Genomic DNA, 23689 nt, shown 5'->3' with positions numbered 1-23689 from the left:
TTGCTGCGCAGCGGACTGCTTACGCCATCCACTTCCGAGCGTTGCGGAACATCCGCATCCACGGGCTGCTGCCGTCGCCAGCGGCTTCCCATTCCTTGGGATGCCAGCTCATCTGCACGGCGCGGAATACGCGCTCCGGATGCGGCATCAGTGCGGTGAAACGGCCGTCATGCGTCGTCACCGAAGCAATGCCCTGCGGCGAGCCATTCGGGTTCAGCGGGTACGTCTGCGTGACTTCGCCGCGGTTGTCGACGTAGCGCAGGCCAACGGCGACCTTGCCGATGTCGCCTTGCTGCGAGAAGTCGGCATAACCCTCGCCGTGCGCGACGACGATGGGGATGCGGCTGCCTTCCATGCCCGCGTAGAAAATCGACGGGGATGCTTCGACCTGCACGGTCACCAGGCGGCCTTCGTACTGCTCCGACTGGTTGCGGGTGAACTTGGGCCATGCGCCGGCACCCGGGATGATCGGGGCGAGGTTCGCCATCATCTGGCAGCCGTTGCACACACCCAGCGCGATCGAATCGGCGCGGTTGAAGAAGGCCGCGAACTGCTCGGCGAGCATGCTGTTGAAGAGGATCGTCTTCGCCCAGCCTTCGCCCGCGCCAAGCACATCGCCGTAGCTGAAACCGCCGCAGGCGACAAAGCCCTTGAAGCTGGCGAGGTTCGTGCGGCCGGCCAGCAGGTCGCTCATGTGGACGTCGTAGGTGTCGAAGCCGGCCTTGTCCATCGCGTAGGCCATTTCGATCTGCGAGTTGACGCCCTGCTCGCGCAGGATCGCCATGCGCGGGCGGGCGCCCGTGGCGATGAACGGCGCGGCCACGTCTTCCGCAATATCAAACGTGAGCTTGGGCGAGATGCCCGGGTCTTCGGCGTCGAGGATGCGGTCGTATTCGCTCTGCGTGCACTCGGGGTTGTCGCGCAGGCTGGCGATACGCCAGGAGACGTCCGTCCAGGTGCGTTGCAGCTCGATGCGCGAGGCGCTGAACACCTTCTTCGCGTCGCGCCAGATTTCGATGTGGTCGTTGGCGTTGGGCGCGCCGATCACGTGGCTGCAGCCGGCCAGGCCGTGCTCGCGCAGCACCGCGAACACAGCGTCGCGCTGGGCCAGCGGTACCTGGATGACAGCACCGAGTTCTTCGGAGAACAGCGCACGCAAGGTGAGGTCCGCGCGGCGGCCGGAGACTTGCTGCGCCCAGTTCTTGGCGTCGCCATGATCGGCTGCATCGTCCAGCGTGAGCATGTCGACGTTGATCGACACGCCGCAGTGTCCGGCGAAGGCCATTTCGCAGACGGTCGCCCACAGGCCGCCGTCGGAGCGGTCGTGATACGCCAGCAGCGAGCCGCTTGCGTTCAATTGCTGGATGGCGACGAAGAAGCGCTTGAGGTCTTCGGCGTCGTCCACGTCGGGCACGCTGTTGCCGATCTGCTCGGTGACTTGCGCCAGGATGCTGCCGCCCATACGGTTCTTGCCGCGGCCGAGGTCGATCAGGATCAGCGTGCTGTCTGCCGGCGCGTTGGCCGATTGGACCTGCTTGAGTTGCGGCGTGAGCGTCTTGCGCACGTCCGTCACTGGCGCAAAGGCCGAGACGATAAGCGACACCGGCGCCACGACTTCCTTCGCTGCGCCTTCGTCTTCCCACTTGGTGCGCATCGACAGCGAATCCTTGCCCACCGGAATGCTGATACCCAGTGCCGGGCACAGCTCCATACCGACCGCTTTGACGGTGTCATACAGGCGGGCGTCTTCGCCGTTCACGCCGCAGGCGGCCATCCAGTTGGCCGACAGCTTGAGTTGCGTGAGCGAATCGATCGGCGCGGCGGCGATGTTGGTGATGGACTCGCCGATGGCCATGCGGCCCGATGCAGGCGCGTTGATGACGGCCAGCGGCGTGCGCTCGCCCATCGTCATCGCCTCGCCGGCGTAGCCCTTGTAGTCCAGCGTGGTGACGGCCACGTCGGCCACCGGCACCTGCCACGGGCCGACCATCTGGTCGCGCGTATTCTGGCCGCCAACGGTGCGGTCGCCGATGGTGATGAGGAATGACTTGCTGGCAACGGTCGGATGACGCAGCACGTCGCGTGCGACGACTTCCAGGTCCAAGCCGGTGACGTCGACTTCCGGCAGCTCCTGCGCGACGCGGCGCACGTCACGGTGCATGCGCGGCGGCTTGCCGAGCAGCACGTCCATCGGCATGTTGACCGGGAAGTGCTCGGCGACGTCAGGTGCGGTGTCGCTGTCAACGACTTGCAGCTGCTGCTCATCCGTGGCGAAACCGACCACCGAGAACGGTGCGCGCTCGCGCTCGCACATGGCCTGGAAGCGCGGGAAATCGCCGGGGGCAATCGCAAGCGTGTAGCGCTCTTGCGATTCGTTGCACCAGATTTCTGCCGGGCTCAGGCCGGACTCTTCCAGATGCACCTGGCGCAGGTCGAAGCGCGCGCCCTTCTCGGCGCCGTCGACGATCTCAGGGAAGGCGTTGGAGATGCCGCCCGCGCCGACGTCGTGGATCGACAGAATCGGGTTGTCTTCGCCCAGTGCCCAGCACGCGTTGATGACTTCCTGCGCCCGGCGCTGCATTTCGGGGTTGCCGCGCTGGACGGAATCGAAGTCCAGGTCGGCCGTATTGGTGCCGGTGGCCATCGAGCTGGCCGCGCCGCCGCCCATGCCGATGCGCATGCCGGGGCCGCCCAGTTGAATCAGCAGCGTGCCGGCCGGCAGGCCGTGCTTGTGCGTGTGGCCAGCATCGATGTTGCCGATGCCGCCCGCAATCATGATCGGCTTGTGATAGCCGCGCACGGTGCCGCCCACGTTCTGCTCGTAGACGCGGAAATAGCCGCCCAGGTTGGGCCGGCCAAATTCGTTGTTGAATGCGGCGCCGCCGATCGGACCTTCGATCATGATCTGCAGCGGCGAGGCGATGCGGTCCGGTTTGCCGACCGGGCCCGGTGCGGCTTCATCCGGGTTGCGGTGCGCCACGGGCTGTGCGGTATCGCGGGCGTTTTCCCACGATTGCACCGCCTCCGGCAGCAGCAGGTTCGACACGGTAAAACCGGTCAGGCCAGCCTTGGGCTTGGCGCCGCGGCCGGTCGCGCCTTCGTCGCGGATCTCGCCGCCCGCGCCAGTGGACGCGCCCGGGAACGGCGAAATGGCCGTCGGGTGATTGTGCGTCTCCACCTTCATCAGCGTGTGCGTGAGGGCTTCGCGGCGGCCATATTGCGGCACGCCTGTGTCGCCCTCGGTGCCCGCATGCGCGAACCAGCGCTCGGCCATGCCGCCTTCCATCACGGCAGCGTTGTCCGAATACGCGACGATCGTGCCCTGCGGCGCGAGCTGGTGCGTGTTGCGGATCATCGCAAAGAGCGACTTGTCCTGCGTCTCGCCGTCGATGGTCCAGTCGGCGTTGAAGATCTTGTGGCGGCAATGCTCGCTGTTGGCTTGCGCGAACATCATCAACTCGACGTCGGTCGGGTTGCGTTCGAGCTTGCGGTAGGCGTCAACCAGGTAGTCGATTTCATCGTCGGACAGGGCCAAGCCCATCTCGACGTTGGCGGCTTCAAGTGCGCGACGTCCAGCATCATGACCGCCGCCGATATCCACAAAACGCAGTGCCTTGGCGGGCAACGCGTCGAACAGGCCGTAGCCGGCTTCGCGCGTGTCGATGACCGTTTCCGTCATGCGGTCGTGCAGGTGCGCGGCCACGGCGGCGCGGGTGGCGTCGTCCAGATGCTTGGCAGCACCGGTCAGGCTGCGGATGAGGCCCTTCTTGCACGTGACGGTAAATTCCACGCCGCGCTCGATGCGATGGATTTGCGGCAGTGCGCAGTGGCGGGCGATTTCCGTCGCCTTGCTGGCCCACGGCGAGATCGTGCCGAAGCGCGGAATGACCACGAAGCGGTCCCCCTCGACATCGGCCGGGGCGGGCGAACCGTAGGTCAGCAGCGCTTGCACACGGGCAGATTCATCGGCCGACAGCGGCGTGTCGGCGGCCACGAAATGCAGGTATTGGGCACTGACGGCATCGATATCGGGATCGATGCGCTTGAGGGTGGAAAGCAGGCGTTGCTGACGGAAGGCGGACAGCGCGAGAGCGCCGGGAAAGCACGAGAAATGCGCCATGGTGGGCAAGGCAGGCAGTAGCTGGAAGGAGGAGTTCCCGGCGTGCGCGGGGAAACCGCTATTGTACCTTGCCCTGCCCTCGTTACCGACCATCAAATCGGGCGAAAATGGCGCCGCCTCGGCTGCAACCGGCTGCAAACGCCCGTTTTACAGCGACGTGGCGGACCGTGCTGCCTGCTCGTACAGGCCCGTCAGCACCCGCAGCAGGCGCGCCAGCTCGCCAATCTCGGCATTTTCCTCGCCGCTGGGCGAAATATTGCTGGTCAGGCACTGCTCGCGGATCTCGCGGTATCGGGCGCAGGCCTTTTCGCCGGCTTCGGTGGTGGTGTAAGTGACTTCCTTGCCGTTGCGGGTGCCCTCCACCAGGTCCATCCCCTGCAGTTTCTTGAGGGAATACGTCACAAGGTGGGTGTCTTCCACGTTCAGCACGAAGCAGATGTCCGCCAGGCGCTTGGCGCGGCCACGGTGGTTGACGTGGTGCACCACCAGCACATCAAGGAAGGTCAGGTCGCGCACGCCGGCGGCGGCCATGCAGCGCACGCACCAGCGGTTGTAGGCGTTGTAGGCCGTGTTGAGCGCAAATTCGAACTCCGACAGCTCGGGGCTTCGTGCCGACACCAAGTGTGACGAAGACACGATCGGCCCGCCCTTCCCTGCATCCTCATTGGCTGCGGATTGCGGCAGATCAGCTTTCGGGGTGGTCGGCGATTTGGACATTGCAACGGGCAGGGAAAGGACCGGAAACGCGGGCTATTGTAAGAGAATAGATCGTCATGTCTGCATGGATAAAAGCGTAGTTGCCATGTCCTCACACCCCACCTGGCGCGAAATCCTGATCGACGGTGCCGTGGCCGCACACACCGGCGCCGACCTGCTCTTCGGAACCGCCGGCATCCGCGCACTGGAAGCGGCGGCTTACCGATCCCTCGAACCTTTCACCCTGATGGCACGCGCTGGCGAAGCCGCCGCCGATTGGCTACAGACGCGCGCGCCACATGGGCACGTGCTGCTCGTTGCCGGCCCAGGCAACAACGGCGGCGATGCGCTCGTTGCGGCGACGGTGCTGCATCTGGCTGGGCGCGCCGTCACGGTGTGGCTTGCCGCAGACCCGGCCAAGCTGCCCGACGATGCGCGCCGCGCCTGGACGGAAGCTTGTGCGGCCAATGTCCCCATCGAACGCCTGCACGCGACGGCTTCGGTGCCGGCTGCCACCTCAGCCATCGTCGACGGCCTCTTTGGTATTGGACTCGCCCGGCCGCTGACGGGATTGCATGCGGCGCTGGTCGACACCATCAACGCCAGCGGCTTGCCGGTGTACGCACTGGACATCCCCTCGGGGTTGAACGGTGATACGGGCCAGCCGCCTGCCCCGGATTCGCCCGTTATCCAGGCGCGCGCCACCATCACCTTTCTGGCGGTCAAGCCGGGCTTGCTGACGGGGGATGGCCGCGACGCGACCGGGGACATCGCGCTGGCCGACCTGCAAGCCGCGCAGGCCGCTTATGACGGCGTGATTGAAGCGGAGGCGTTCGTCAACACGCCGTCACGCTGGCTCGCGCACGTGCCGCGCCGGCGGCATGCCGGGCACAAAGGCACGTACGGCACTGTGGCAATCGTGGGCGGTGCGGCCGGCATGGTCGGAGCGCCCTTGCTGTCGGCGCGCGGCGCGCTATATCTTGGCGCAGGCAAGGTGAACGTGGTCTCGCTTGCTGCCGATGCGCCACGGGTCGACCCAGCGCAACCTGAATTGATGCTGCGTACCTGGGGCGCACTCGATCTGGGTGGCATGCAGGCGCTGGCTGTGGGCCCCGGTATGGGCACCGGCAAGGAGTCAGAAGCCGCGCTCGACCATCTGCTGGACCGCATGCTCTCGGCGCGCACGCCAGCCGTGTTCGATGCCGATGCACTCAACCTCTTTGCGAAAACTCCGGCCATGCTCACGCGCCTCACACAATTGGCCGGAAGCGGGGTCCCGCTGGTGCTGACACCGCATCCGCTGGAAGCTGCGCGCCTGTTGCATACCGATGCGCACGCCGTGCAGCACGATCGGCTGGCCGCCGCCAAGGCGCTCGTCAATCGGACAGGTGCGGTAGTCGTGCTCAAGGGCTCGGGCACGGTCATCGCTGCGCCAGGCATCTCGCCGGCCATCAACCCAACCGGCAACGGCGGGCTCGCAACGGGTGGTACGGGCGATGTGCTGACCGGCATGATCGGTGCATTGCTTGCGCAAGGCATGGGTGCGCGCGAAGCCGCACTCGCGGCTGTGTGGCTGCATGGCCGGGCCGCCGACGATCTTGTCCAAGCGGGCGTCGGCCCCATCGGCCTGCACGCCAGCGAGCTATGCGCACCGGCACGACGTGCGCTCAACGCCCTGCTGGCGTCGGACGTTCGCCGATAGAAAGCCGTCATACAGCGCCGTTATACTGCGCATTCGTTTTCCCGCCACAACTTCACGTCATATCCCGCCCGTATGCCCACAGCCCTACCCGCCTGGCAGTCCCTGACGCAACATGCTGAATCGATTCGCGCGACGCATATGCGCAACTGGTTTGCCGCGCCGGACGCCGAGGAACGGGTACGCGCCTTCACGCTTGAAGCGGCAGGTCTGACGGTCGACTACTCGAAAAATCGCATCACCCCTGAGACGCTCGCCCTGCTGCTGCAACTGGCCGACGAGGCTGGCGTGCTCACGCTGCGCGATGCCATGCTGCACGGCGACCGGATCAACAACACCGAGCACCGCTCCGTCCTCCACATGGCCCTGCGCGGGCAAGAGGAAGACGGCTATCGCGCAGACGGCGAGCCCGTCATGCCCGAAGTGCTGCGCGTGCGGGCCCAGATGCACGACTTCGCCAACCGCGTGCATAGCGGCGCGTGGACGGGCCATTCCGGCCAGCGCATCACGGACATCGTCAATATCGGCATCGGCGGATCGGACCTCGGCCCCCGAATGGTGTGCCGCGCGCTCGACCACCTTGCCGTGCCGCAGGTGCGTGTGCATTTCGTCTCCAATGTCGATGGCACGGACTTGGCCGAAACGCTCGACCATCTGAATCCGGATACCACGCTCGCCATCGTCTGTTCGAAGACGTTCACCACACTCGAAACGATGGCCAACGCGCATAGCATGCGCCGGTGGTTCATCGAACATGGCGTGGCGGAAAGCCAGCTCAAGCAGCACTTTGTCGCCGTGTCCACCAACCGCGAGGCCGTCGTGCAGTTCGGCATCGACCCGGACAACATGTTCACGTTCTGGGATTGGGTTGGCGGGCGGTTCTCGCTGTGGTCGGCAGTGGGCCTGTCGATCGTGCTGGCGATCGGGCCGCAGCAGTTTGAAGCGATGCTCCACGGCGCGCGTGCGATGGACCGGCACTTTGCCACCGCCGCGCCGCGCGAGAACCTGCCGCTCATTCTCGGGATGCTGTCGGTCTGGTATCGCGGCTTCTTCGACGCGCCGAGCGCCTGCACCGTGCCCTACTGCGCGCCCCTGGAACTGCTGACCGATTTCATGCAACAGCTGGAGATGGAGAGTAACGGCAAATCCGTCCAGCGTACCGGCGCAACCATTGATACCGACACCGGCCCCATCGTCTGGGGCACGGCTGGCACCAATGGACAGCATGCGTATTTCCAGCTGATCCACCAAGGCTCACAGATCGTGCCGGTGGATTTCATCACCACGCTGGAGCCCGTGCGCAGCCTGCCCGGCCACCACGCCAAACTGCTCGCCAATTGCTTCGCGCAGGGCGAGGCGCTCCTGCTCGGCCGCACCGCCGATGAAGTCCGCGCGGGCGGCATCACCGACGAAGCACTCGTGCCGCACATGGTGTTCGAAGGCAATCGGCCGAGCACGACCATCCTCATGGAACGGCTCGATGCTGCGTCACTCGGCGCGTTGATCGCCTGCGCCGAGCACCGCACCTTCGTGCAGGGCGCGGTGTGGAACATCAACTCGTTCGATCAGTGGGGCGTGGAGCTTGGCAAGAAGCTCGCCAAGCCGATCCAGGCGGAGCTGGAAGGTGCGCCCGCCTCTGTGGCGCACGATGCGTCGACGGCGGCGTTGATCCGCCGCGCCAAATCCGGACTTTGACCGCAAACGTTCAGAGTTCGGTGACGGTCTCGTCGCCGACAAGATGCCCGGCTTCGATGGTGAGAATGCGGCTGCAACGTGCCGCGACGGAGCGGTCGTGCGTCACCAGCACCAGCGTGGAGCCGGCACTGCGGTTGAGTTCGAACATCAGCGCGATCACGGCCTCGCCCGTGGCGGTGTCGAGACTGCCCGTCGGTTCATCGGCAAAGAGAATGTCGGGCTCGGTCACGAACGCGCGTGCCAAGGCCACGCGCTGCTGCTCGCCACCGGACAGCGTCTTCGGATAGTGCGACAGCCGTGCCCCGAGGCCAACGCGCTCCAGCAGAACGGTGGCGCGACGGCGCATTTCGGCGGTGCCGACATCGCCACGCAACTCCAACGGCAGCATCACGTTCTCGAGTGCCGTCAGATGGGGCAGCAGCTGAAAGGATTGGAAGACAAAGCCCACGTGGCTGCCGCGCACGCCTGCACGGCCATCCTCATCCAACTTGAACAGGTCGTTGCCCAGCAGCTTGACCGAACCCGACGTCGGCAAGTCCAGTCCTGCGAGCAACCCAAGCAGCGTCGATTTGCCCGAACCGGAAGCGCCAACAATCGCCAATGTCTCACCCCTTTCCACACGGAAGGCAACATCGCTCAGAATAGGCAACTCACCGGTGGCATCGCGCACAGTCTTGTGCAGCGAATCGACTTCAATCACCCAGGTAGCGGAAGACGACATGATTGGACTGGTAGGTAGTAGAAGACGCAGCGTGAAGTCACTTGTAGCAGCGCTTGGCTGCGCAGTGTTCGGCATGCTGCCACTCGCGCAGACGGCAGCAGCACAAGGCGCGCCGGCATCGCATCGCGTGGTGGTGCTGGGCGACAGCCTGTCGGCGGGATACGGCCTTGCGCAAGGCACAGGCTGGGTCGCGTTGCTCGACAAGCGCCTCAAAGAACGGAAGCCCGATTATAGCGTCGCCAATGCAAGCATCAGCGGCGACACCACGGCAGGCGGCCGCTCGCGCCTGCCTGCCGTGCTGGCACGCGAAAAGCCCTCTGTCGTGATTCTCGAACTAGGCGGCAACGATGCACTGCGCGGTCTCTCGCTCGCCTCCAGCGAGGGCAATATGAAGGCAATGATCGAAGCCTCGCAAGCAGCAGGCGCGAAGGTGCTGCTGGTGGGCATGCGCATTCCGCCCAACTACGGCCCGGATTACAGCGAGCGCTTCTTCGCCATGTTCGGCAAGCTGGCGCAGCAGTACAAGCTACCGCTGGTGCCGTTCCTGCTGGAAGGCGTTGCGCAACGGCCCGACTGGTTCCAGGAAGACCGCATCCACCCCATTGCCGCAGCGCAGCCGACGATGCTCGATAACGTGTGGCCCAAACTGGAACCTCTTCTCAAGGTCCGGGTCCGAAGGTGACGGTTCTGCCGCGCCGTCTTGCGCCATTAGGTACATCGGATTTTTGAGCGGAGCGCGCGGCCTCATCTCACACGGGCGGACACCATGAAGCTTCTGACAAGCTCGCTGCGAGCAGCGCGCGACAACAAGCGGTTCCTAGTTGGCATGTCGTTGCTCTTTGCCTTCCGCGCCTGCATTGCAGACTGGGCAGTCGTGCCCAGCGGTTCAATGAACCCCACCCTCATCGAGGGCGACTACATCCTGATGAACCGGTTGGCTTATGGGGTGCGCGTACCGGCCACCACCGTCTGGCTCAAACGCGGCAGCGAGCCTCAACGTGGTGATGTCGTTGTCTTTTCCTCACCCGAAGATGGTACGAAGCTCGTCAAGCGGCTGATCGGTCTACCTGGCGATGTCGTTGAAATGCGCGACGAAGCGCTCTACATCAATCACCAGCGCACGGCCTATGCTCCGCTGCCAGACGTCGCACCCGGTACGTTGCTGCAGGCAACAGCAACGCTGCCGCACGAACTCTGGTCCGAAGCGCTACCCGGCCGAGAGCACACCGTGATGGTGTTGCCGGAGGTGCGTGCCCTGCGCAGTTTCGGTCCCATCACCGTCCCGCAAGACCACTACCTCATGCTGGGCGACAACCGCGACAACAGCCGAGACTCGCGTTATTTCGGCCTCGTACCGCGCAAGAACCTGATCGCCCGCGCTTCCCACGTGGCACTCTCATTCGATCCGGACCACTGGTACATGCCGCGCCTCGGACGCATCGGCAAGCCGCTGGACTAGTCGCTCCCAAAGAAAGTACGCAAAGAAAAAGCCCCCTCAACATCGAGGGGGCTTTTTTTTTCGTCAGGCTACCTTCTGCGCGCCGTATCAGTCCTCTGCGGTATTGGCAGGTTTGCTGGCGTCAATCACGTTGCTGTTGATCTTCACCTTCGAGCGCGCCTTCAGTGCTTCGTAGTAGGCATTGAACTCGGTCTGACCGGCGGCCTGAGCCAATTGCTGGGCATCGGCAGCACGGCGCGCCTCGTCCACGTTGGCTGGCGGCAGCACCTTGTTGATGCGATACAGTGCATAGCCCTGGGCACCAAGGTCCACGCCGATAGTGACCGGCAGTTTGGTCGCATCAGCACGCAGGATGGCGGTCAGTGCAGCAGGCGACGTGCCTTGCGCCTGCTGGCGCGAGACCGTCTGGGCGGCGCTGAAGCCATCGGCGTTGTTGCTCTGCTTCACTGCGGCCAGCTTTTCTTCGCCAGCTTTCTTGGCCAGCGCAGCCGCTTGCTCGGCGATCACCTTGGCTTTGACCTGCTCACGCACGTCAGCCAGCTTCTTGACCGTGGCCGGACGATACTCGGCGACACGCGCAGCAACGAGCGTGGTCGGGCCCACCTGGATGGCGGCCGTGTTGCGGTGATTCTTGATCACGTCGTCCGCAAACAGCGCCTTGAGCACCTTGTCGTTGCCGATGGGGCTGCCTGACTGCGCCGGGCTCGGCGTACGGGTCACGTTGTCGGCCGTCTGGATCTGCAGCTTGAGCTTGTCAGCCACCGGCTTCAGGCTGTCTGACTGATCTTCCACGGTGTTGGAGAACGCATCGGCCAGCTCCGAATACTTTTTGTTGGCGAGTTGCGTTCGCAGTTCGCGCTCAAGCTCCGGCTTGACGGCTTCCAGCGGCTGCACGCCGCCGCCCTTCACTTCTTCCAGCTTGATGATGTGGAAACCGAAATCGCTTTGCACCACGTCACTGATGTCGCCCGGCTGCTTGAGGGCGAACAGTGCGTTCTCGAACGGCGGCACGGTCGCGCCCTTGCCCAGGAAGCCCAGTTCCCCCCCCTGTGCAGCCGAACCCGGATCGCCCGAGTACTTCTTGGCCAGCTCAGCGAAGCTCGCCGGGTTCTTGCGCACCTCGGCAAGCACTTCTTCAGCCTTCTTCTTGGCGGCTTCCTTGTCGGCGGGCTTGGCGTTCTCGGGCAGCTTGATCAGGATGTGCGCGGCGCGGCGTTCTTCCTGCGTCTTGAAGCGCGCAGCGTTCTGATCGTAGTACTCCTTGATCTGCTCAGGCGTGACCGGGATCTGCTTCATCATGTCTTCGCCTGAGAACACGACATACTCGGCCTTGACCTGCTCCGGCACGGAGAACTCCTGCTGGTGCGCGTCGTAATAAGCCTGAATCGCCTTGTCGTCCGCGTTGACCTTTGCAGCGTAGTCAGCCGGCTTGAACAACAGCGCCTGCACTTCGCGTTGCTGATCACGTACCTGGATGAGGCGCTCCACCAGCGACTTCGGCACGAACGCCGACGATACGATCGATTGCGGAATCTGTTGCTGCGACAGCTCGAAGCGCAGATTGCCTTCCAACTGCTCGGGCGTCATGTTCTGCGCGGCGAGCAAGCGGACGTAGGCTTCCTGATCAAACGAGCCATCCGGCTTGCGCAGCGCTGCCACGGCCGGAATCTGCAGGATCGTGTCGCGAATCTTCTCGTTCGAGATGGTCAGGTTTGCACGCATAACCTCATTGGCCAGCACGCGTTGCTGGATGATGCCGTCGAGCACATCGCGGCGCATCTGCGGACCTTCGAACTGGCGCGGATCATATTGCGCACCAAGCATCTGGCGCAGACGCTCCGTCTGCTCGCGCACGCGCGCGTCGACTTCGTTGGTGGAGATGACCTTGCCGTCGACCTTGGCTGCGTCATGCGAGCTGTCCATGAAGCTCGAATAACTCTGCACGCCGAAGAACACGAACGACGGGAACACCAGAATCAGCAGCACCAGAAACATCAAGCGCCGATGCGTACGTACGAAATCAAGCATGCTGGACCGGAGGTGAATGGAAGATGGAAAATCAGGCGATTCTATCAGGTGCCGCTGACATTCCGGACAATCGCGGCATAGCGTGCAGGCATGACCTGCAAGCATTCGCCGCTGAAAAGACAAAGGCCCGAACGAATCGGGCCTTTGTACAGGATTTGGCGGAGCGGACGGGACTCGAACCCGCGACCCCCGGCGTGACAGGCCGGTATTCTAACCGACTGAACTACCGCTCCAGATTGGGTCGGACCACCCGACGCTGGAGCGACAATACGAACGATGGTGGGTGCTGAGAGGCTCGAACTCCCGACCCGCGCCTTGTAAGGGCGCTGCTCTACCAACTGAGCTAAGCACCCGTTCGTACTGCCGGCGTGAGCCGGACTGTCCGGCGCCCGTGTTGTCACTCACGAGCACCAAAGCCCGCTAGTTTAGCGCATCTTTCAGCGCTTTACCAGGTTTGAATTTCGCAACCTTGCCGCCTTCGATCGTGATGGCTGCACCCGTACGCGGATTGCGTCCATTACGTGAAGATCGCTTGCCGACGAGAAACGTACCGAAGCCGACCAGCGTGACCGACCCGCCCTCGCACAACGCATCTTTGATGCCGTCGATCAGCGCGTCGATGGCGCGCCCCGCCGCGGCTTTTGACATGTCAGTTTGCGCCGCCACATGGTCGATGAGATCTGTCTTGTTCATCGTGCCACCTCCCCGAACACCCGCTTAGTGTGGATTTATTAAAGTGGCCGTCAATCGACGTGTCAAGGCGAAGAACGGGGCGCCACACGTCGCAGCCTGCGCAAAGAAAAAGGGCCCGAACATGTCGGGCCCTTCCTCAACCTTGGCAGGCTACGGTGTCAGTGATGCACCATTTCCTGCGACTTGCCGTCGTCGCCCTTGGCGGGTGCCGGCTTGGCTTCTTCTTCCGGCAGCGGCTCCGGCTTGCGCACCAGCGCGAGTTCCAGCACCTTGTCGATCCAGCGCACCGGCTGAATCTCGATGCTGTTCTTCACGTTGTCCGGAATGTCCGCCAAGTCCTTGACGTTCTCTTCCGGAATCAGCGCCAGCTTGATGCCGCCGCGGTGTGCAGCCAGCAGCTTTTCTTTCAAGCCGCCGATCGGCAGCACCTCGCCGCGCAGGGTGATTTCGCCGGTCATCGCCACGTCGGCGCGCACCGGAATACCGGTCAGCACCGATACCAGCGCCGTCGTCATCGCGATACCCGCCGACGGGCCGTCCTTGGGCGTCGCACCTTCGGGCACGTGGATGTGGATGTCGCGCTTCTCGAACATCTCATCCTTGATACCCAGCCGAGCCGAACGCGAACGTACCACCGAGCGCGCAGCCTCAACCGACTCCTTCATCACGTCGCCCAACGAACCCGTGCGGGTGATGTTGCCCTTGCCCGGCATCAGCGCGGCTTCGATGGTCAGCAGATCGCCGCCCACTTCGGTCCATGCCAAACCGGTCACCTGGCCGACTTGGTCTTCCTTACCGGCCAGACCAAAGTCGAAACGACGCACGCCAAGGAATTTGTCGAGATTGTCCGAATCGACCTTCACCGACGTACCGCCTTCCTTCTTCAGCAGCAGCTGCTTGACGACCTTGCGGCAGATCTTCGAGACCTCGCGCTCCAGCGAACGCACACCAGCTTCCCGCGTGTAGTAGCGGATGATGTCGCGCAACGCGGCTTCGGTCACCTCAATCTCGCCTTCCTTCAGACCATTGTTCTTGATCTGCTTGGGCAGCAGGTAGCGGCGGGCGATGTTGACCTTTTCGTCTTCCGTGTAGCCCGACAGGCGAATCACTTCCATCCGGTCCAGCAACGGCGCCGGAATGTTCAGCGAGTTCGACGTCGCCACGAACATCACGTCCGACAGATCGAAGTCCACCTCGATGTAGTGGTCCTGGAACGTATGGTTCTGTTCCGGGTCCAGCACTTCGAGCAGGGCGGACGACGGATCGCCGCGGAAGTCCGCACCCATCTTGTCGATCTCGTCGAGCAGGAACAACGGGTTGCGCACGCCGACCTTCGTCAGGCTCTGCAGAATCTTGCCCGGCATCGACCCGATGTACGTACGGCGGTGACCGCGAATCTCGGCCTCGTCACGCACGCCACCCAGCGCCATGCGCACGAACTTGCGGTTCGTTGCACGCGCCACCGACTGCCCAAGCGAGGTCTTGCCAACACCCGGCGGCCCCACTAGGCACAGGATCGGCGCCTTCAGCTTGTCCACACGCTGTTGCACTGCGAGGTATTCAAGGATGCGCTCCTTGACCTTCTCCAGACCGTAGTGGTCTTGATCCAGCACTTGCTCGGCGTTCGACAGGTCGTTGTTGACCTTGCTCTTCTTGCGCCACGGCAGACCGACCAACGTGTCGATGTAGTTGCGCACGACCGTTGCCTCGGCCGACATCGGCGACATCAGCTTGAGCTTCTTGAACTCGGACTCGGCCTTCTTCTTGGCCTCCTTCGGCATGCGGGCGGCCTTGATCTTCTTGTCCAGCTCTTCGAGATCGGCGCCCTCTTCGCCTTCGCCCAGTTCCTTCTGGATGGCCTTGACCTGCTCGTTCAGGTAGTACTCGCGTTGGCTCTTCTCCATCTGGCGCTTGACGCGGCCGCGGATGCGCTTTTCCACCTGCAGGATATCGATCTCACCTTCAAGCTGCGAAAGCAGGCTCTCCAGACGTTCGGTCACGTTGAACATCTCGAGAATCTTCTGCTTCTGCTCGAGCTTGATCGGCAGATGCGCGGCGATGGTGTCAGCCAGACGACCCGGCTCATCGATGCCCGACAGCGACGTCAGGATCTCGGGCGGGATCTTCTTGTTCAGCTTCACGTACTGATCGAACTGCGACACGATGGCGCGACGCAGCGCCTCGGTCTCAGCCGATTCAGTGGGTTCCGGGCCGACGGGCACGGCTTCGCAGAAGAAGTGCGATTCGTCGTCGGTAACGGAAAGGATGTTGGCGCGCTGCGTGCCCTCGACCAGCACCTTCACGGTGCCGTCCGGCAGCTTCAGCATCTGCAAAATGTTGGCGATACAGCCGACCTCGTAGAGGTCCTTGTCGGTCGGCTCGTCCTTGGCGGCGGTCTTTTGCGCCACGAGCATGATGCTCTTGCCCGCCTCCATCGCGGCTTCCAGCGCCTTGATGGATTTGGGGCGCCCCACGAACAGCGGAATCACCATGTGCGGAAACACCACCACGTCACGCAGCGGCAACAGCGGCAGGCGAATCTGCTCAGCGGGTAAAAGTTGGGTTCCGGACATTATTTTCCCCAGAAAGTCATGTAAGGGCTAAATTGGGCACAGCGACGGTTTTACAAGACCGCTGCTGCAAGTCGCATGCCGACCCGGTTTCCCGAAGCAAAAAAAGCCGCTCGCGAGCGAACGGCTTCCTGCATGGGATGCATACGGCGCATCCCGGCCGGGCATTCGCGTCAGTTGGAACCTGCAACCTTGGGTTGCTCTTCGTAAATCAGCAAGGGCTTGCCTTCGTCAGAGATCGTACTTTCATCGATCACCACTTTTTGCACACCCTTATGGTTGGGGAGGTCATACATCACATCCATCAGAGCGTGCTCGACAATGGAACGCAGACCACGCGCCCCCGTCTTGCGCTTGATTGCCTTGCGGGCAATTGCCGTCAGCGCACTCGGACGAATTTCCAGTTCCACCCCCTCCATCGCCAGCAGCTTCTGGTACTGCTTGACGATTGCGTTCTTGGGCTCGACCAGGATTTCCATCAAGGCAGCCTCGTCGAGCTTGGCCAGCGTCGCCACCACGGGCAGACGGCCAATCAACTCGGGAATCAGACCGAACTTGATGAGATCTTCTGGCTCCACTTGCGGCAGCACTTCGCTGACGTCGCGCTCTTCCTTGCTCTGCACCTCCGCCCCAAAACCGATACCGGTCTTGTCGGAGCGCTGCATGATGATCTTCTCCAGACCATCGAACGCCCCACCGCAAATGAACAGGATGTTGGTCGTATCCACTTGCAGGAAGTCCTGGTTCGGATGCTTGCGACCACCTTGCGGGGGCACCGACGCCATCGTCCCTTCCACCAGCTTGAGCAGCGCTTGCTGGACGCCTTCCCCGGAAACGTCCCGGGTGATGGAAGGGTTGTCAGACTTGCGCGAAATCTTGTCGATTTCGTCGATGTAGACGATCCCACGCTGGGCCTTGTCTACCTCGTAATTGCAGTTCTGCAGCAGCTTCTGGATGATGTTTTCGACATCCTCGCCCACATAACCAGCTTCGGTCAGTGTAGTGGCGTCGGCGATGACGAACGGCACGTTCAAGAGACGCGCCAGCGTTTGAGCAAGCAGGGTCTTGCCCGAGCCGGTCGGCCCGATGAGCAGGATGTTGCTCTTGGACAGCTCGACATCGTCCTTCTTGCCGAGGTGCTTCAAACGCTTGTAATGGTTGTAAACCGCCACCGCCAAGATCTTCTTGGCCTGCTCCTGACCGATCACATATTGGTCCAGGCTTTGGCGAATTTCATGCGGCGTGGGCAGATCGGACTTGACCGCCAGACCACCTTCCTTTTCGGAGATGGCGGCTTCGTCCCGGATGATCTCGTTGCACAGGTCGATACATTCATCGCAGATGAAGACCGAGGGGCCGGCAATCAGTTTCTTGACCTCATGCTGGCTCTTGCCGCAGAACGAGCAATACAGCAGCTTTTCGCCAGTCGAGCCTTTCTTGTCCGCCATAACGATTACCAGTAGTTCTTGGCAGCATCATACGCCAAATTATCTGGCGACGATCCGCAGGTGTTGTTCAAAGCAAAAACGAGGCGCGAGGCCTCGTTTTTGACACCGCTTGACATGTTTGACGCGGTTAACCGGTGTGCCGTGGAACGCACCGGCAATACCGCCTACCGCGCACATCGACGCATGACTGTGACACTTCAGCGCTTTGCGATGACCTGGTCAATCAGGCCATATTCCTTGGCCTGTTCGCTGCTCATGAAATTGTCACGATCCGTGTCGCGCGCGATCTTGTCGACTGGTTGACCGGTCGCTTCCGAAAGCACAGTGTTCAGGCGCTCACGCAAGTACAGAATCTCGCGCGCCTGGATCTCAATGTCCGAGGCCTGGCCACGTGCACCGCCCAGCGGCTGGTGAATCATGATGCGCGAGTTCGGCAAGGCCAAGCGCTTGCCCTTCGCGCCGGCCGCCAGCAGGAATGCGCCCATGCTGGCCGCCATACCCATGCAAAGCGTGGACACATCCGGCTTGATGAACTGCATCGTGTCGTACATTGCCAGACCGGACGATACCGAACCGCCCGGCGAGTTGATGTACAGCGAGATGTCCTTGTCCGGATTCTCGCTTTCCAGGAACAGCAACTGTGCCACCACGAGGTTGGCAGTCTGGTCGTTGACCTCGCCCACCATGAAGATCACTCGCTCCTTGAGCAGGCGCGAGTAGATGTCGTAGGCGCGCTCGCCGCGGCCAGACTGTTCGACCACCATCGGCACCAGACCAAGCCCCTGCGTTTCGAGCGCGGAAGCCTGGGTACGGGCAAGTTGGTCGATCAGTTCATTGCGGATCATGCGGTTCTCCGGTGCTTATTTCGGAAACTCTATCGATCGAATCAGCCTTGCGCCGGCGTGGCGGTCAGCTCTTCGAACGACACAGCCTTGTCAGTAACCTTGGCCTTGTCGCACACAAAATTTACCACGTTGTTTTCGAGCACGTAGGCTTCCATCTCGGCCAGGCGCTGTTGGTCGCCGTAGTACCAGCGGATGACTTCCTTCGGATCTTCGTAGCTCTTGGCGAACTCTTCGATCTCGGCCTTGATCTGCTCCGGCTTGGCTTCCAGGCCATTGGCCTTCACGACTTCTGCCAGCACCAGGCCCAGCTTCACGCGACGCTCGGCTTGCTGCGTGAACATCTCGGCCGGGATCGGCATGTTCTTGGCGTTCGGCATGCCACGCGATTCGAGGTCACGGCGGGCCATTTCCACCAGGCGTTCCTGATCCTGCTCGACCAGCGACTTCGGTACGTCCAGCTCTGCCACCTTCAGCAGCGCTTCCATGACTTGGTCCTTGAGCAGCGCGTGCGTGCGGCGCTTGACTTCACGCTCGAGGTTTTCGCGGATGTCGGCGCGCATCTTGTCGAGGTTGCCGTCGGCGATGCCCAGCGATTGCGCGAAGGCTTCGTTGACTTCCGGCAGGTGTGCCCACTCGACTTGCTTGAGCGTAACGGTGAACTCAGCCGTCTTACCGGCGACGTCCTTGCCGTGGTAGTCCTCGGGGAATGCCAGCGGGAATTTCTTCGACTCGCCTTGCTTCAGGCCCAGCGTGGCTTGTTCGAACTCGGGCAGCATGCGGCCTTCGCCCAGCACGAAGCTGAAACCTTCAGCCTTGCCGCCGGCAAATTCCACGCCGTCGATCGTACCCACGAAATCGACCGTTACGCGGTCGCCATCCTGTGCAACCGCTGCACCGCCGTCGCCGTGCTCGCCGGCTTCGCCGCGTGGGTGGTAGTGCACGCGTTGCTTGCGCAGGATGTCGAGCGTCTTGTCGATCTCGGCATCGGTGATTTCGGTCTTGGTGCGGGTCAGTTCTGCGCCGGCCAGATCGCCGAGCTTGACTTCCGGATACACCTCGAAGGTAGCGTCGAACGCGACTTGGTCATCGGCCACGCCTTCGGTCTTCAGCTCAAAGCGCGGTTGGCCGGCAACCTTCACGCCCTGCTCGTTGGTGATGTCGAAGAACTGACGGGCAGCCTTGTCGTAGCGGACTTCGAATTCGACCTGTTGGCCGTATTGCTTCTCGACCATCTTCATCGGGACCTTGCCCGGGCGGAAGCCGGACATCTTGACGGTCTTGGACAGACGCGCCAGACGGCTTTGCTTCTCTTGCTCCACTTCGGCCTTCGGGACAGCCAGGGTCACTTTGCGATCAAGCTTGCCGAGGTTTTCGATAGTCGACATGGTCGTAATTCCAGATTCAGAAGATGGTTGCGTCGAACGGCGCAGCGCCAGCAGCAGCCGTGGTTCAAAGTTCTTGGTCTTGCCGGGCTTGCAGGAATGCGGCGCGAGGGCCGCTTCAAAGCACAATGCACGGCACAACGGGCGCGTTCAGGCTGGCAAACGCAAAACGCATATTATGGCATGGAACGTTCGGCGGCCCTGATTTTTTGGCTCGGAATGCTTGGAAAACCCTCCAAACGGGGAGCTAGTCCAGCAGTTGCGCAGCTTCGTTTTGGGTGGGTGCAGCGCTCTGCCCTTGCGAGCGTCCATGCTGCAATGCTCGCAAGATAAAACGGCCCGGATCAAGCGCTGCGGCCAGATCGGATTCCAGCGGCAGCGGACCGCCGTCGATCTGGGCAGCCAGCAACTCAGCGCCCAGCACAGACCATGTGAGCCCGCGCGAACCGTACGCAAGGGCGGCATACAGCCCGGTAAGCCGAGGCAGTTGCGCATGCGGGCCGCGCAAGCGAAAGCCGGGCGCCCTGGCCGCCGCCTCATCCACCAGCGGACCGATCAACGGCAACCGGTTGGCGGAGACGCACCGCACACCAACATATCCATGCAGTTCTGCAGGATTCAGCTTCGCCAGCGCGCCCGATTGCTTTGGCTGCAATCGACCAAGCCGATCGAGGTTAGCCGCGTGATCAGCGACGCGCTCGGCCAGATCGGATTCGCCCGGCTGGAACGACGAGCCTGTACGTACCGTCCTTGCCCCCGCTTCGGCGGGCAGCAGGTAGCCATCGCCGCAAACGACGGCCTTCGGCCAGGCAGCACCCGGCTCCAAGCTGCTGGTGGGCACATCAGTGAGTTGACCGCGCACCGGCTTGAGCGACGCAGATGTCAGCGGAGCCAGGCGTGCGGCACCCAGACTGTTGGCGAGAACGACGACCGGCGCACTCGCAATCACATCGCCTTGCGAATCCAGCGCATGCCATTGATCGCCGTCTTGGCGCAGCGATTCGACGTGCGTATTCCAGCGCGCATCAACTGCGGCGCCAGCAGCGGCCAGATTGGCGCGACAAACATCAGGCGGCGCAACCCAGCCGGCTTGCGCAAACCACCAGCCGCCCTGCGGCACGCTGGCGCCGACACGTCGGGCGGCTTCGTTCACGTCGAGCCAATCGATGTAATCCGTCGGATAGCCGAGCGCTTGCACGATGCGTTGCTGCTCGATAGCGTCGTCGGCATGTTCGGCGAGTTGGAGCACGCCGGTAGGTTGGAAACCTGTGGCGAAGCCGGCGCGATCGAGTGCGTCCCAATGGCGGCGTGCGAGCAGGTTGCCGGTGCGCGAAAGGCGCGAAAGCACGCTGTCGTCGATGGACACATGCGGATGCATGGCCGCTGCGCGATGCGCCGACGTGCCTAGCGCGGGGCCGTCGTTTGCGTCGATGAGGGTGATGCGCCAGCCGCGCGATGCGAGCCGCTCCGCAACAGAGCAGCCTGCAAGCCCCGCGCCGAGCACGATGGCGTGATGCTGGCTCCAGGCGGGCGCTTCAGCCGGTCCGCGCCTGGTGCGCCAATGGGTTGGGAACTGCGCGACCGTCATGTCGCGCTTGGAGCCGAAACCGGGCGCCTTGTGCGCCTCGAAGCCAGCCTCCTGCAGGCCGCGTCGCACGAATCCTGCGGCGGTGTACGTGGCTAATGTCGCGCCGGCACGAGCGACCCGCGCGAGCTGCTTGAACACGCGCGGCTGCCACAGGTCAGGATTCTTGGCTGGTGAGAAGCCGTCGAGATAGAACGCGTCGGCGGCGCACGACAGCTGTGGCAGCGTCTCCATCGCATCACCGAACAGCAGCGTGAGGGTGACGCGACCGCTGTCGAACTCCAGGCGATGCACACCGGGCACCGGCACCGGCCATGATTGGCGGAGCATCTCGGCCAGCGGGGCCAGCGTACCGCTTTTCGGATGCACGGTCGACAAGCCTGCGCGATCGAACGGATGCTTCTCGATCGAGACGAAATCGAGCCGCGCGCAACGCTGCGGATCGTCGCGCCATGCAGCCCACGTGGCCAGGAAATTCAGGCCCTGGCCGAAGCCGGTTTCGACGATGGTGAAGGTGCGCTTGCCCTGCCATGCAGCCGGCAAGCGGTTGCCGCCCAGGAAGACGTGCTGCGCCTGCGCCAAACCGCCTTCGGAGCTGTGATAGACGTCGTCGTACTCTGCGGAGAACGGCGTGCCGTCCGACGTGAGCTGAGGCGTGGCGAGAACGAGGCCGCGTGGCACGAAACACCTTAGAAAGAAGCGGCGAATTGTAACGCCGCCCTTCCCTTGCGCCTTGATCTGAAGCAGTCTGCCTACCGTCTTTCCCCGGAGGCCGGGTCGGCCAGACTCACCGGCTGCACGATCATTGGATGCTTGGTTATCGCGGCCGGATAAGCGTACGGTGTGCCCCCAAGCCGGTCTCTTCAGCGCTGCCAGTCCATACATGAGGGCGTCGGACAATACCTCTGCCGGGTCCGATAAATGCCAATCCAGAAGGGTGCGCTAGGAATTGGCGAGGAGCAGCAAGATGGCGCTAGACCCGATCGTCCGGGGACCGGCGCTGCCAAGCCATGAACGCAACCGCCAGCGCGGCCACAGACAGGCCGATTGCCAGCCCAGTCAACCTCCCAGCGCGACGGGCCTCATCGGCTTGGCGGCGCGCTTCAATGGCCTGGCGCACGGTTTCCCAGAAGGCCTCGCGATGCTCGTTCTCGTCAAAAATGGACATGGCACGCTTCCCCGTTTCGTATGGCTTGCCTTGCCATCGTAGGGAACGCCCGGCTGGTCTGCCACCGCACGTTTCGTGTAGGACACGGTGCCAGCCATTACTCAAACGGCAGGCAGCGGCTTGCGCACGGGGCCGTCGAGGGGTCGAGCGACCTCGGCATCGCCTTGGCCGAGGTCCATTGCATCTGCGCGTTCGGCGGTGGACAGCTCGTCTGCGCGATAGCCCGTGCGGTTGAGCAGTACCAGCGTGCACGCCAGCGACACCAGCGCATACAGCGCCGAGGACACCGCCACGCCCACGATATTGCCGCTGCTGTTGAGCATCCACTGCGCAAACACGGGCGTGCCGCCCCCCACCACAAGCGAACACAGCTGGTACGCCAGCGACAGTCCCGTGTAGCGAATGCGCGTCGGGAACACGCGCGCCAGAATGCCGCCGATGGCACCGTAGAACATCGAATGCGGAATCGTTGCCAGGCACATGCCGAGCAACGCAATCCAATACACCTTGGTCTCGATGGCAAAGAACATCACCGGCATGAGCAGGAATTCCGGCAGCACCATCAGGCAGATCGCACGACGCATGTCCATGCGCGAAACCAGCCATGCACCGATTGGCTGCGTGATGAACTGCACCACCAACGCAATCGCGATGATGCCGAGGAAGGTGTCCTGCGCGTAGCCGAGCTCCTTCGTGGCCCACGCGAGCGCGAAATTGCTCTTCAGGTACGTCACGTGAATGAGCGGCAGCGTGCCAGCACCCAGCAGCACGAGGCCCCAATGGTCACGCACCACATCTTTGAGTGGCAGTTTGACGGTCTTCTTCTGTGCCAGCACGCGCTTCATGTCATCCGACTCTTCCAGCTTCAGGCGGATGACCATGCCGACAATCACCAGCAGCGCCGACAGCAAGAAGGGCACGCGCCAGCCCCACAGCATGAACTGCGGTGTCGGCAATGCGCTCAGCGCAAAGAACACCAGCGTTGCAAGCAGATTGCCCGTGGGCGAACCCTGCTGCGCAAATGCCGAGTACAGAATGCTCTTGCGCTTGGGTGCGCTTTCGCTGGCGATCAGCACTGCACCGCCCCACTCGCCGCCTACGGCCACGCCCTGGATCACGCGCAGCACCACCAAGCCCACCGGCGCCCACATGCCGATCTGCGCATAGCCCGGAAGCAGGCCAATGCCCATCGTCGCCACGCCCATCAGGATGAGCGTGATGATGAGTGTGGTCTTACGGCCAATCTTGTCGCCCAGATGGCCAAAGATGATCCCGCCGATGGGCCGCGCCGCAAAGCCCGCCCACAACGTGACGAACGACAGCAGCGTGGCGATGCCCGGGTCAAGCGTCTTGGAGAAGAACACCTTGCCGAAGACAAGCGCAGCGGCAAGGCCGTAGATGTAGAAGTCGTACCACTCGATGGTGGTGCCGATGAATGCGGCCACCGCGGCACGGCGCGGCTGCAGATTTGCGGCTGCGTCGGTCTGGGGCGCAGGCTGATGGGGCATGTTGGTCTCCTTGGTGGTACTGCCGGTTTGGCGAAGCCTCTGCTGGGCTGTCTGCCTTGTTGTGGTGAACCT

At 63.0% G+C, this 23689-nt stretch carries 16 protein-coding genes and 2 tRNA genes; 4 read left to right on the top strand and 14 right to left on the bottom strand.

Going from position 1 to position 23689, the window contains the following annotated elements; genetic code table 11:
- Window positions 1-19: 19 nt before the first annotated feature.
- Entirely contained in the window at window positions 20-4120 is a 4101-nt protein-coding gene (purL, locus tag ACTJK6_RS01525; protein WP_440838186.1) for a phosphoribosylformylglycinamidine synthase, read from the bottom strand.
- A 147-nt stretch (window positions 4121-4267) separates the two neighbouring features.
- Window positions 4268-4837, bottom strand: a complete 570-nt coding sequence (locus ACTJK6_RS01520) for a winged helix DNA-binding protein (RefSeq protein ID WP_004626997.1) — start codon at window positions 4835-4837, stop codon at window positions 4268-4270.
- Window positions 4838-4922: 85 nt separating this feature from the next.
- Between ACTJK6_RS01520 and ACTJK6_RS01515 the strand changes: the two genes are divergently transcribed.
- Entirely contained in the window at window positions 4923-6518 is a 1596-nt protein-coding gene (locus ACTJK6_RS01515; RefSeq protein ID WP_440838185.1) for an NAD(P)H-hydrate dehydratase, read from the top strand.
- A gap of 72 nt (window positions 6519-6590) precedes the next feature.
- Window positions 6591-8210 (top strand): glucose-6-phosphate isomerase, encoded by a 1620-nt coding sequence (pgi, locus tag ACTJK6_RS01510; protein WP_440838184.1) that lies wholly within the window; start codon window positions 6591-6593, stop codon window positions 8208-8210.
- Between the two features lie 10 nt (window positions 8211-8220).
- Here pgi and ACTJK6_RS01505 read toward each other — a convergent pair whose 3' ends face one another.
- Entirely contained in the window at window positions 8221-8931 is a 711-nt protein-coding gene (locus tag ACTJK6_RS01505) for an ABC transporter ATP-binding protein (RefSeq protein WP_260802420.1), read from the bottom strand.
- Between the two features lie 73 nt (window positions 8932-9004).
- Between ACTJK6_RS01505 and ACTJK6_RS01500 the strand changes: the two genes are divergently transcribed.
- Both ACTJK6_RS01500 and lepB read left to right on the top strand, forming a co-directional pair.
- Entirely contained in the window at window positions 9005-9613 is a 609-nt protein-coding gene (locus ACTJK6_RS01500) for an arylesterase (RefSeq protein ID WP_280928276.1), read from the top strand.
- An 84-nt stretch (window positions 9614-9697) separates the two neighbouring features.
- Window positions 9698-10390: a signal peptidase I gene (lepB, locus tag ACTJK6_RS01495; RefSeq protein ID WP_440075957.1), complete on the top strand. Its 693-nt coding sequence runs from the start codon at window positions 9698-9700 to the stop codon at window positions 10388-10390.
- Between the two features lie 87 nt (window positions 10391-10477).
- Here the strand turns inward: lepB and ACTJK6_RS01490 are convergent, their stop codons facing one another.
- The 11 genes from ACTJK6_RS01490 to ACTJK6_RS01440 all read right to left on the bottom strand — a co-directional run bounded on the left by ACTJK6_RS01490 (window position 10478) and on the right by ACTJK6_RS01440 (window position 23617).
- Window positions 10478-12418, bottom strand: coding sequence for a SurA N-terminal domain-containing protein (locus ACTJK6_RS01490; RefSeq protein ID WP_440838183.1), 1941 nt, complete (start codon window positions 12416-12418; stop codon window positions 10478-10480).
- A 156-nt stretch (window positions 12419-12574) separates the two neighbouring features.
- Window positions 12575-12651: transfer RNA gene (locus ACTJK6_RS01485), tRNA-Asp, on the bottom strand.
- A gap of 44 nt (window positions 12652-12695) precedes the next feature.
- A tRNA-Val gene (locus ACTJK6_RS01480) sits at window positions 12696-12771 on the bottom strand.
- A gap of 67 nt (window positions 12772-12838) precedes the next feature.
- Window positions 12839-13111, bottom strand: coding sequence for an HU family DNA-binding protein (locus tag ACTJK6_RS01475; protein WP_012762050.1), 273 nt, complete (start codon window positions 13109-13111; stop codon window positions 12839-12841).
- A gap of 158 nt (window positions 13112-13269) precedes the next feature.
- The gene (gene lon / locus ACTJK6_RS01470) at window positions 13270-15684 is read right to left on the bottom strand and encodes an endopeptidase La (protein WP_232042883.1); all 2415 of its coding nucleotides are present in this window, start codon (window positions 15682-15684) and stop codon (window positions 13270-13272) included.
- A gap of 170 nt (window positions 15685-15854) precedes the next feature.
- Window positions 15855-17129 carry an ATP-dependent Clp protease ATP-binding subunit ClpX gene (gene clpX, locus ACTJK6_RS01465; RefSeq protein ID WP_009238059.1) on the bottom strand — a complete coding sequence of 425 codons (1275 nt, stop codon included), beginning with the start codon at window positions 17127-17129 and terminating at the stop codon, window positions 15855-15857.
- Window positions 17130-17326: 197 nt separating this feature from the next.
- Window positions 17327-17974, bottom strand: coding sequence for an ATP-dependent Clp endopeptidase proteolytic subunit ClpP (gene clpP, locus ACTJK6_RS01460; protein ID WP_024975598.1), 648 nt, complete (start codon window positions 17972-17974; stop codon window positions 17327-17329).
- 41 nt (window positions 17975-18015) lie between these two features.
- On the bottom strand, window positions 18016-19359 hold the full coding sequence (tig, locus tag ACTJK6_RS01455; protein ID WP_092970246.1) for a trigger factor: 1344 nt from the start codon (window positions 19357-19359) through the stop codon (window positions 18016-18018).
- A 244-nt stretch (window positions 19360-19603) separates the two neighbouring features.
- Window positions 19604-21622 (bottom strand): bifunctional tRNA (5-methylaminomethyl-2-thiouridine)(34)-methyltransferase MnmD/FAD-dependent 5-carboxymethylaminomethyl-2-thiouridine(34) oxidoreductase MnmC, encoded by a 2019-nt coding sequence (gene mnmC, locus ACTJK6_RS01450; RefSeq protein ID WP_440838182.1) that lies wholly within the window; start codon window positions 21620-21622, stop codon window positions 19604-19606.
- 292 nt (window positions 21623-21914) lie between these two features.
- Window positions 21915-22109 carry a hypothetical protein gene (locus tag ACTJK6_RS01445; RefSeq protein WP_316871226.1) on the bottom strand — a complete coding sequence of 65 codons (195 nt, stop codon included), beginning with the start codon at window positions 22107-22109 and terminating at the stop codon, window positions 21915-21917.
- A gap of 101 nt (window positions 22110-22210) precedes the next feature.
- A complete protein-coding gene (locus ACTJK6_RS01440) occupies window positions 22211-23617 on the bottom strand; it encodes an MFS transporter (protein ID WP_232042888.1) in 1407 nt (468 codons plus the stop codon).
- Window positions 23618-23689 lie beyond the last annotated feature (72 nt).

It is taken from the genome of Ralstonia sp. 22086 (assembly GCF_052045975.1).
Taxonomy (GTDB): Bacteria; Pseudomonadota; Gammaproteobacteria; order Burkholderiales; family Burkholderiaceae; genus Ralstonia; species Ralstonia wenshanensis.
This window is presented reverse-complemented; position numbering and strand designations above follow the sequence as displayed.

What these genes read in the sequence shown, in the direction of transcription:
- purL (WP_440838186.1), bottom strand. Translation starts at nt 4,120, where the DNA reads ATGGCGCATTTCTCGTGCTTTCCCGGCGCTCTCGCGCTGTCCGCCTTC.
- ACTJK6_RS01520 (WP_004626997.1), bottom strand. Translation starts at nt 4,837, where the DNA reads ATGTCCAAATCGCCGACCACCCCGAAAGCTGATCTGCCGCAATCCGCA.
- ACTJK6_RS01515 (WP_440838185.1), top strand. Translation starts at nt 4,923, where the DNA reads ATGTCCTCACACCCCACCTGGCGCGAAATCCTGATCGACGGTGCCGTG.
- pgi (WP_440838184.1), top strand. Translation starts at nt 6,591, where the DNA reads ATGCCCACAGCCCTACCCGCCTGGCAGTCCCTGACGCAACATGCTGAA.
- ACTJK6_RS01505 (WP_260802420.1), bottom strand. Translation starts at nt 8,931, where the DNA reads ATGTCGTCTTCCGCTACCTGGGTGATTGAAGTCGATTCGCTGCACAAG.
- ACTJK6_RS01500 (WP_280928276.1), top strand. Translation starts at nt 9,005, where the DNA reads ATGCTGCCACTCGCGCAGACGGCAGCAGCACAAGGCGCGCCGGCATCG.
- lepB (WP_440075957.1), top strand. Translation starts at nt 9,698, where the DNA reads ATGAAGCTTCTGACAAGCTCGCTGCGAGCAGCGCGCGACAACAAGCGG.
- ACTJK6_RS01490 (WP_440838183.1), bottom strand. Translation starts at nt 12,418, where the DNA reads ATGCTTGATTTCGTACGTACGCATCGGCGCTTGATGTTTCTGGTGCTG.
- ACTJK6_RS01475 (WP_012762050.1), bottom strand. Translation starts at nt 13,111, where the DNA reads ATGAACAAGACAGATCTCATCGACCATGTGGCGGCGCAAACTGACATG.
- lon (WP_232042883.1), bottom strand. Translation starts at nt 15,684, where the DNA reads ATGTCCGGAACCCAACTTTTACCCGCTGAGCAGATTCGCCTGCCGCTG.
- clpX (WP_009238059.1), bottom strand. Translation starts at nt 17,129, where the DNA reads ATGGCGGACAAGAAAGGCTCGACTGGCGAAAAGCTGCTGTATTGCTCG.
- clpP (WP_024975598.1), bottom strand. Translation starts at nt 17,974, where the DNA reads ATGATCCGCAATGAACTGATCGACCAACTTGCCCGTACCCAGGCTTCC.
- tig (WP_092970246.1), bottom strand. Translation starts at nt 19,359, where the DNA reads ATGTCGACTATCGAAAACCTCGGCAAGCTTGATCGCAAAGTGACCCTG.
- ACTJK6_RS01445 (WP_316871226.1), bottom strand. Translation starts at nt 22,109, where the DNA reads ATGTCCATTTTTGACGAGAACGAGCATCGCGAGGCCTTCTGGGAAACC.
- ACTJK6_RS01440 (WP_232042888.1), bottom strand. Translation starts at nt 23,617, where the DNA reads ATGCCCCATCAGCCTGCGCCCCAGACCGACGCAGCCGCAAATCTGCAG.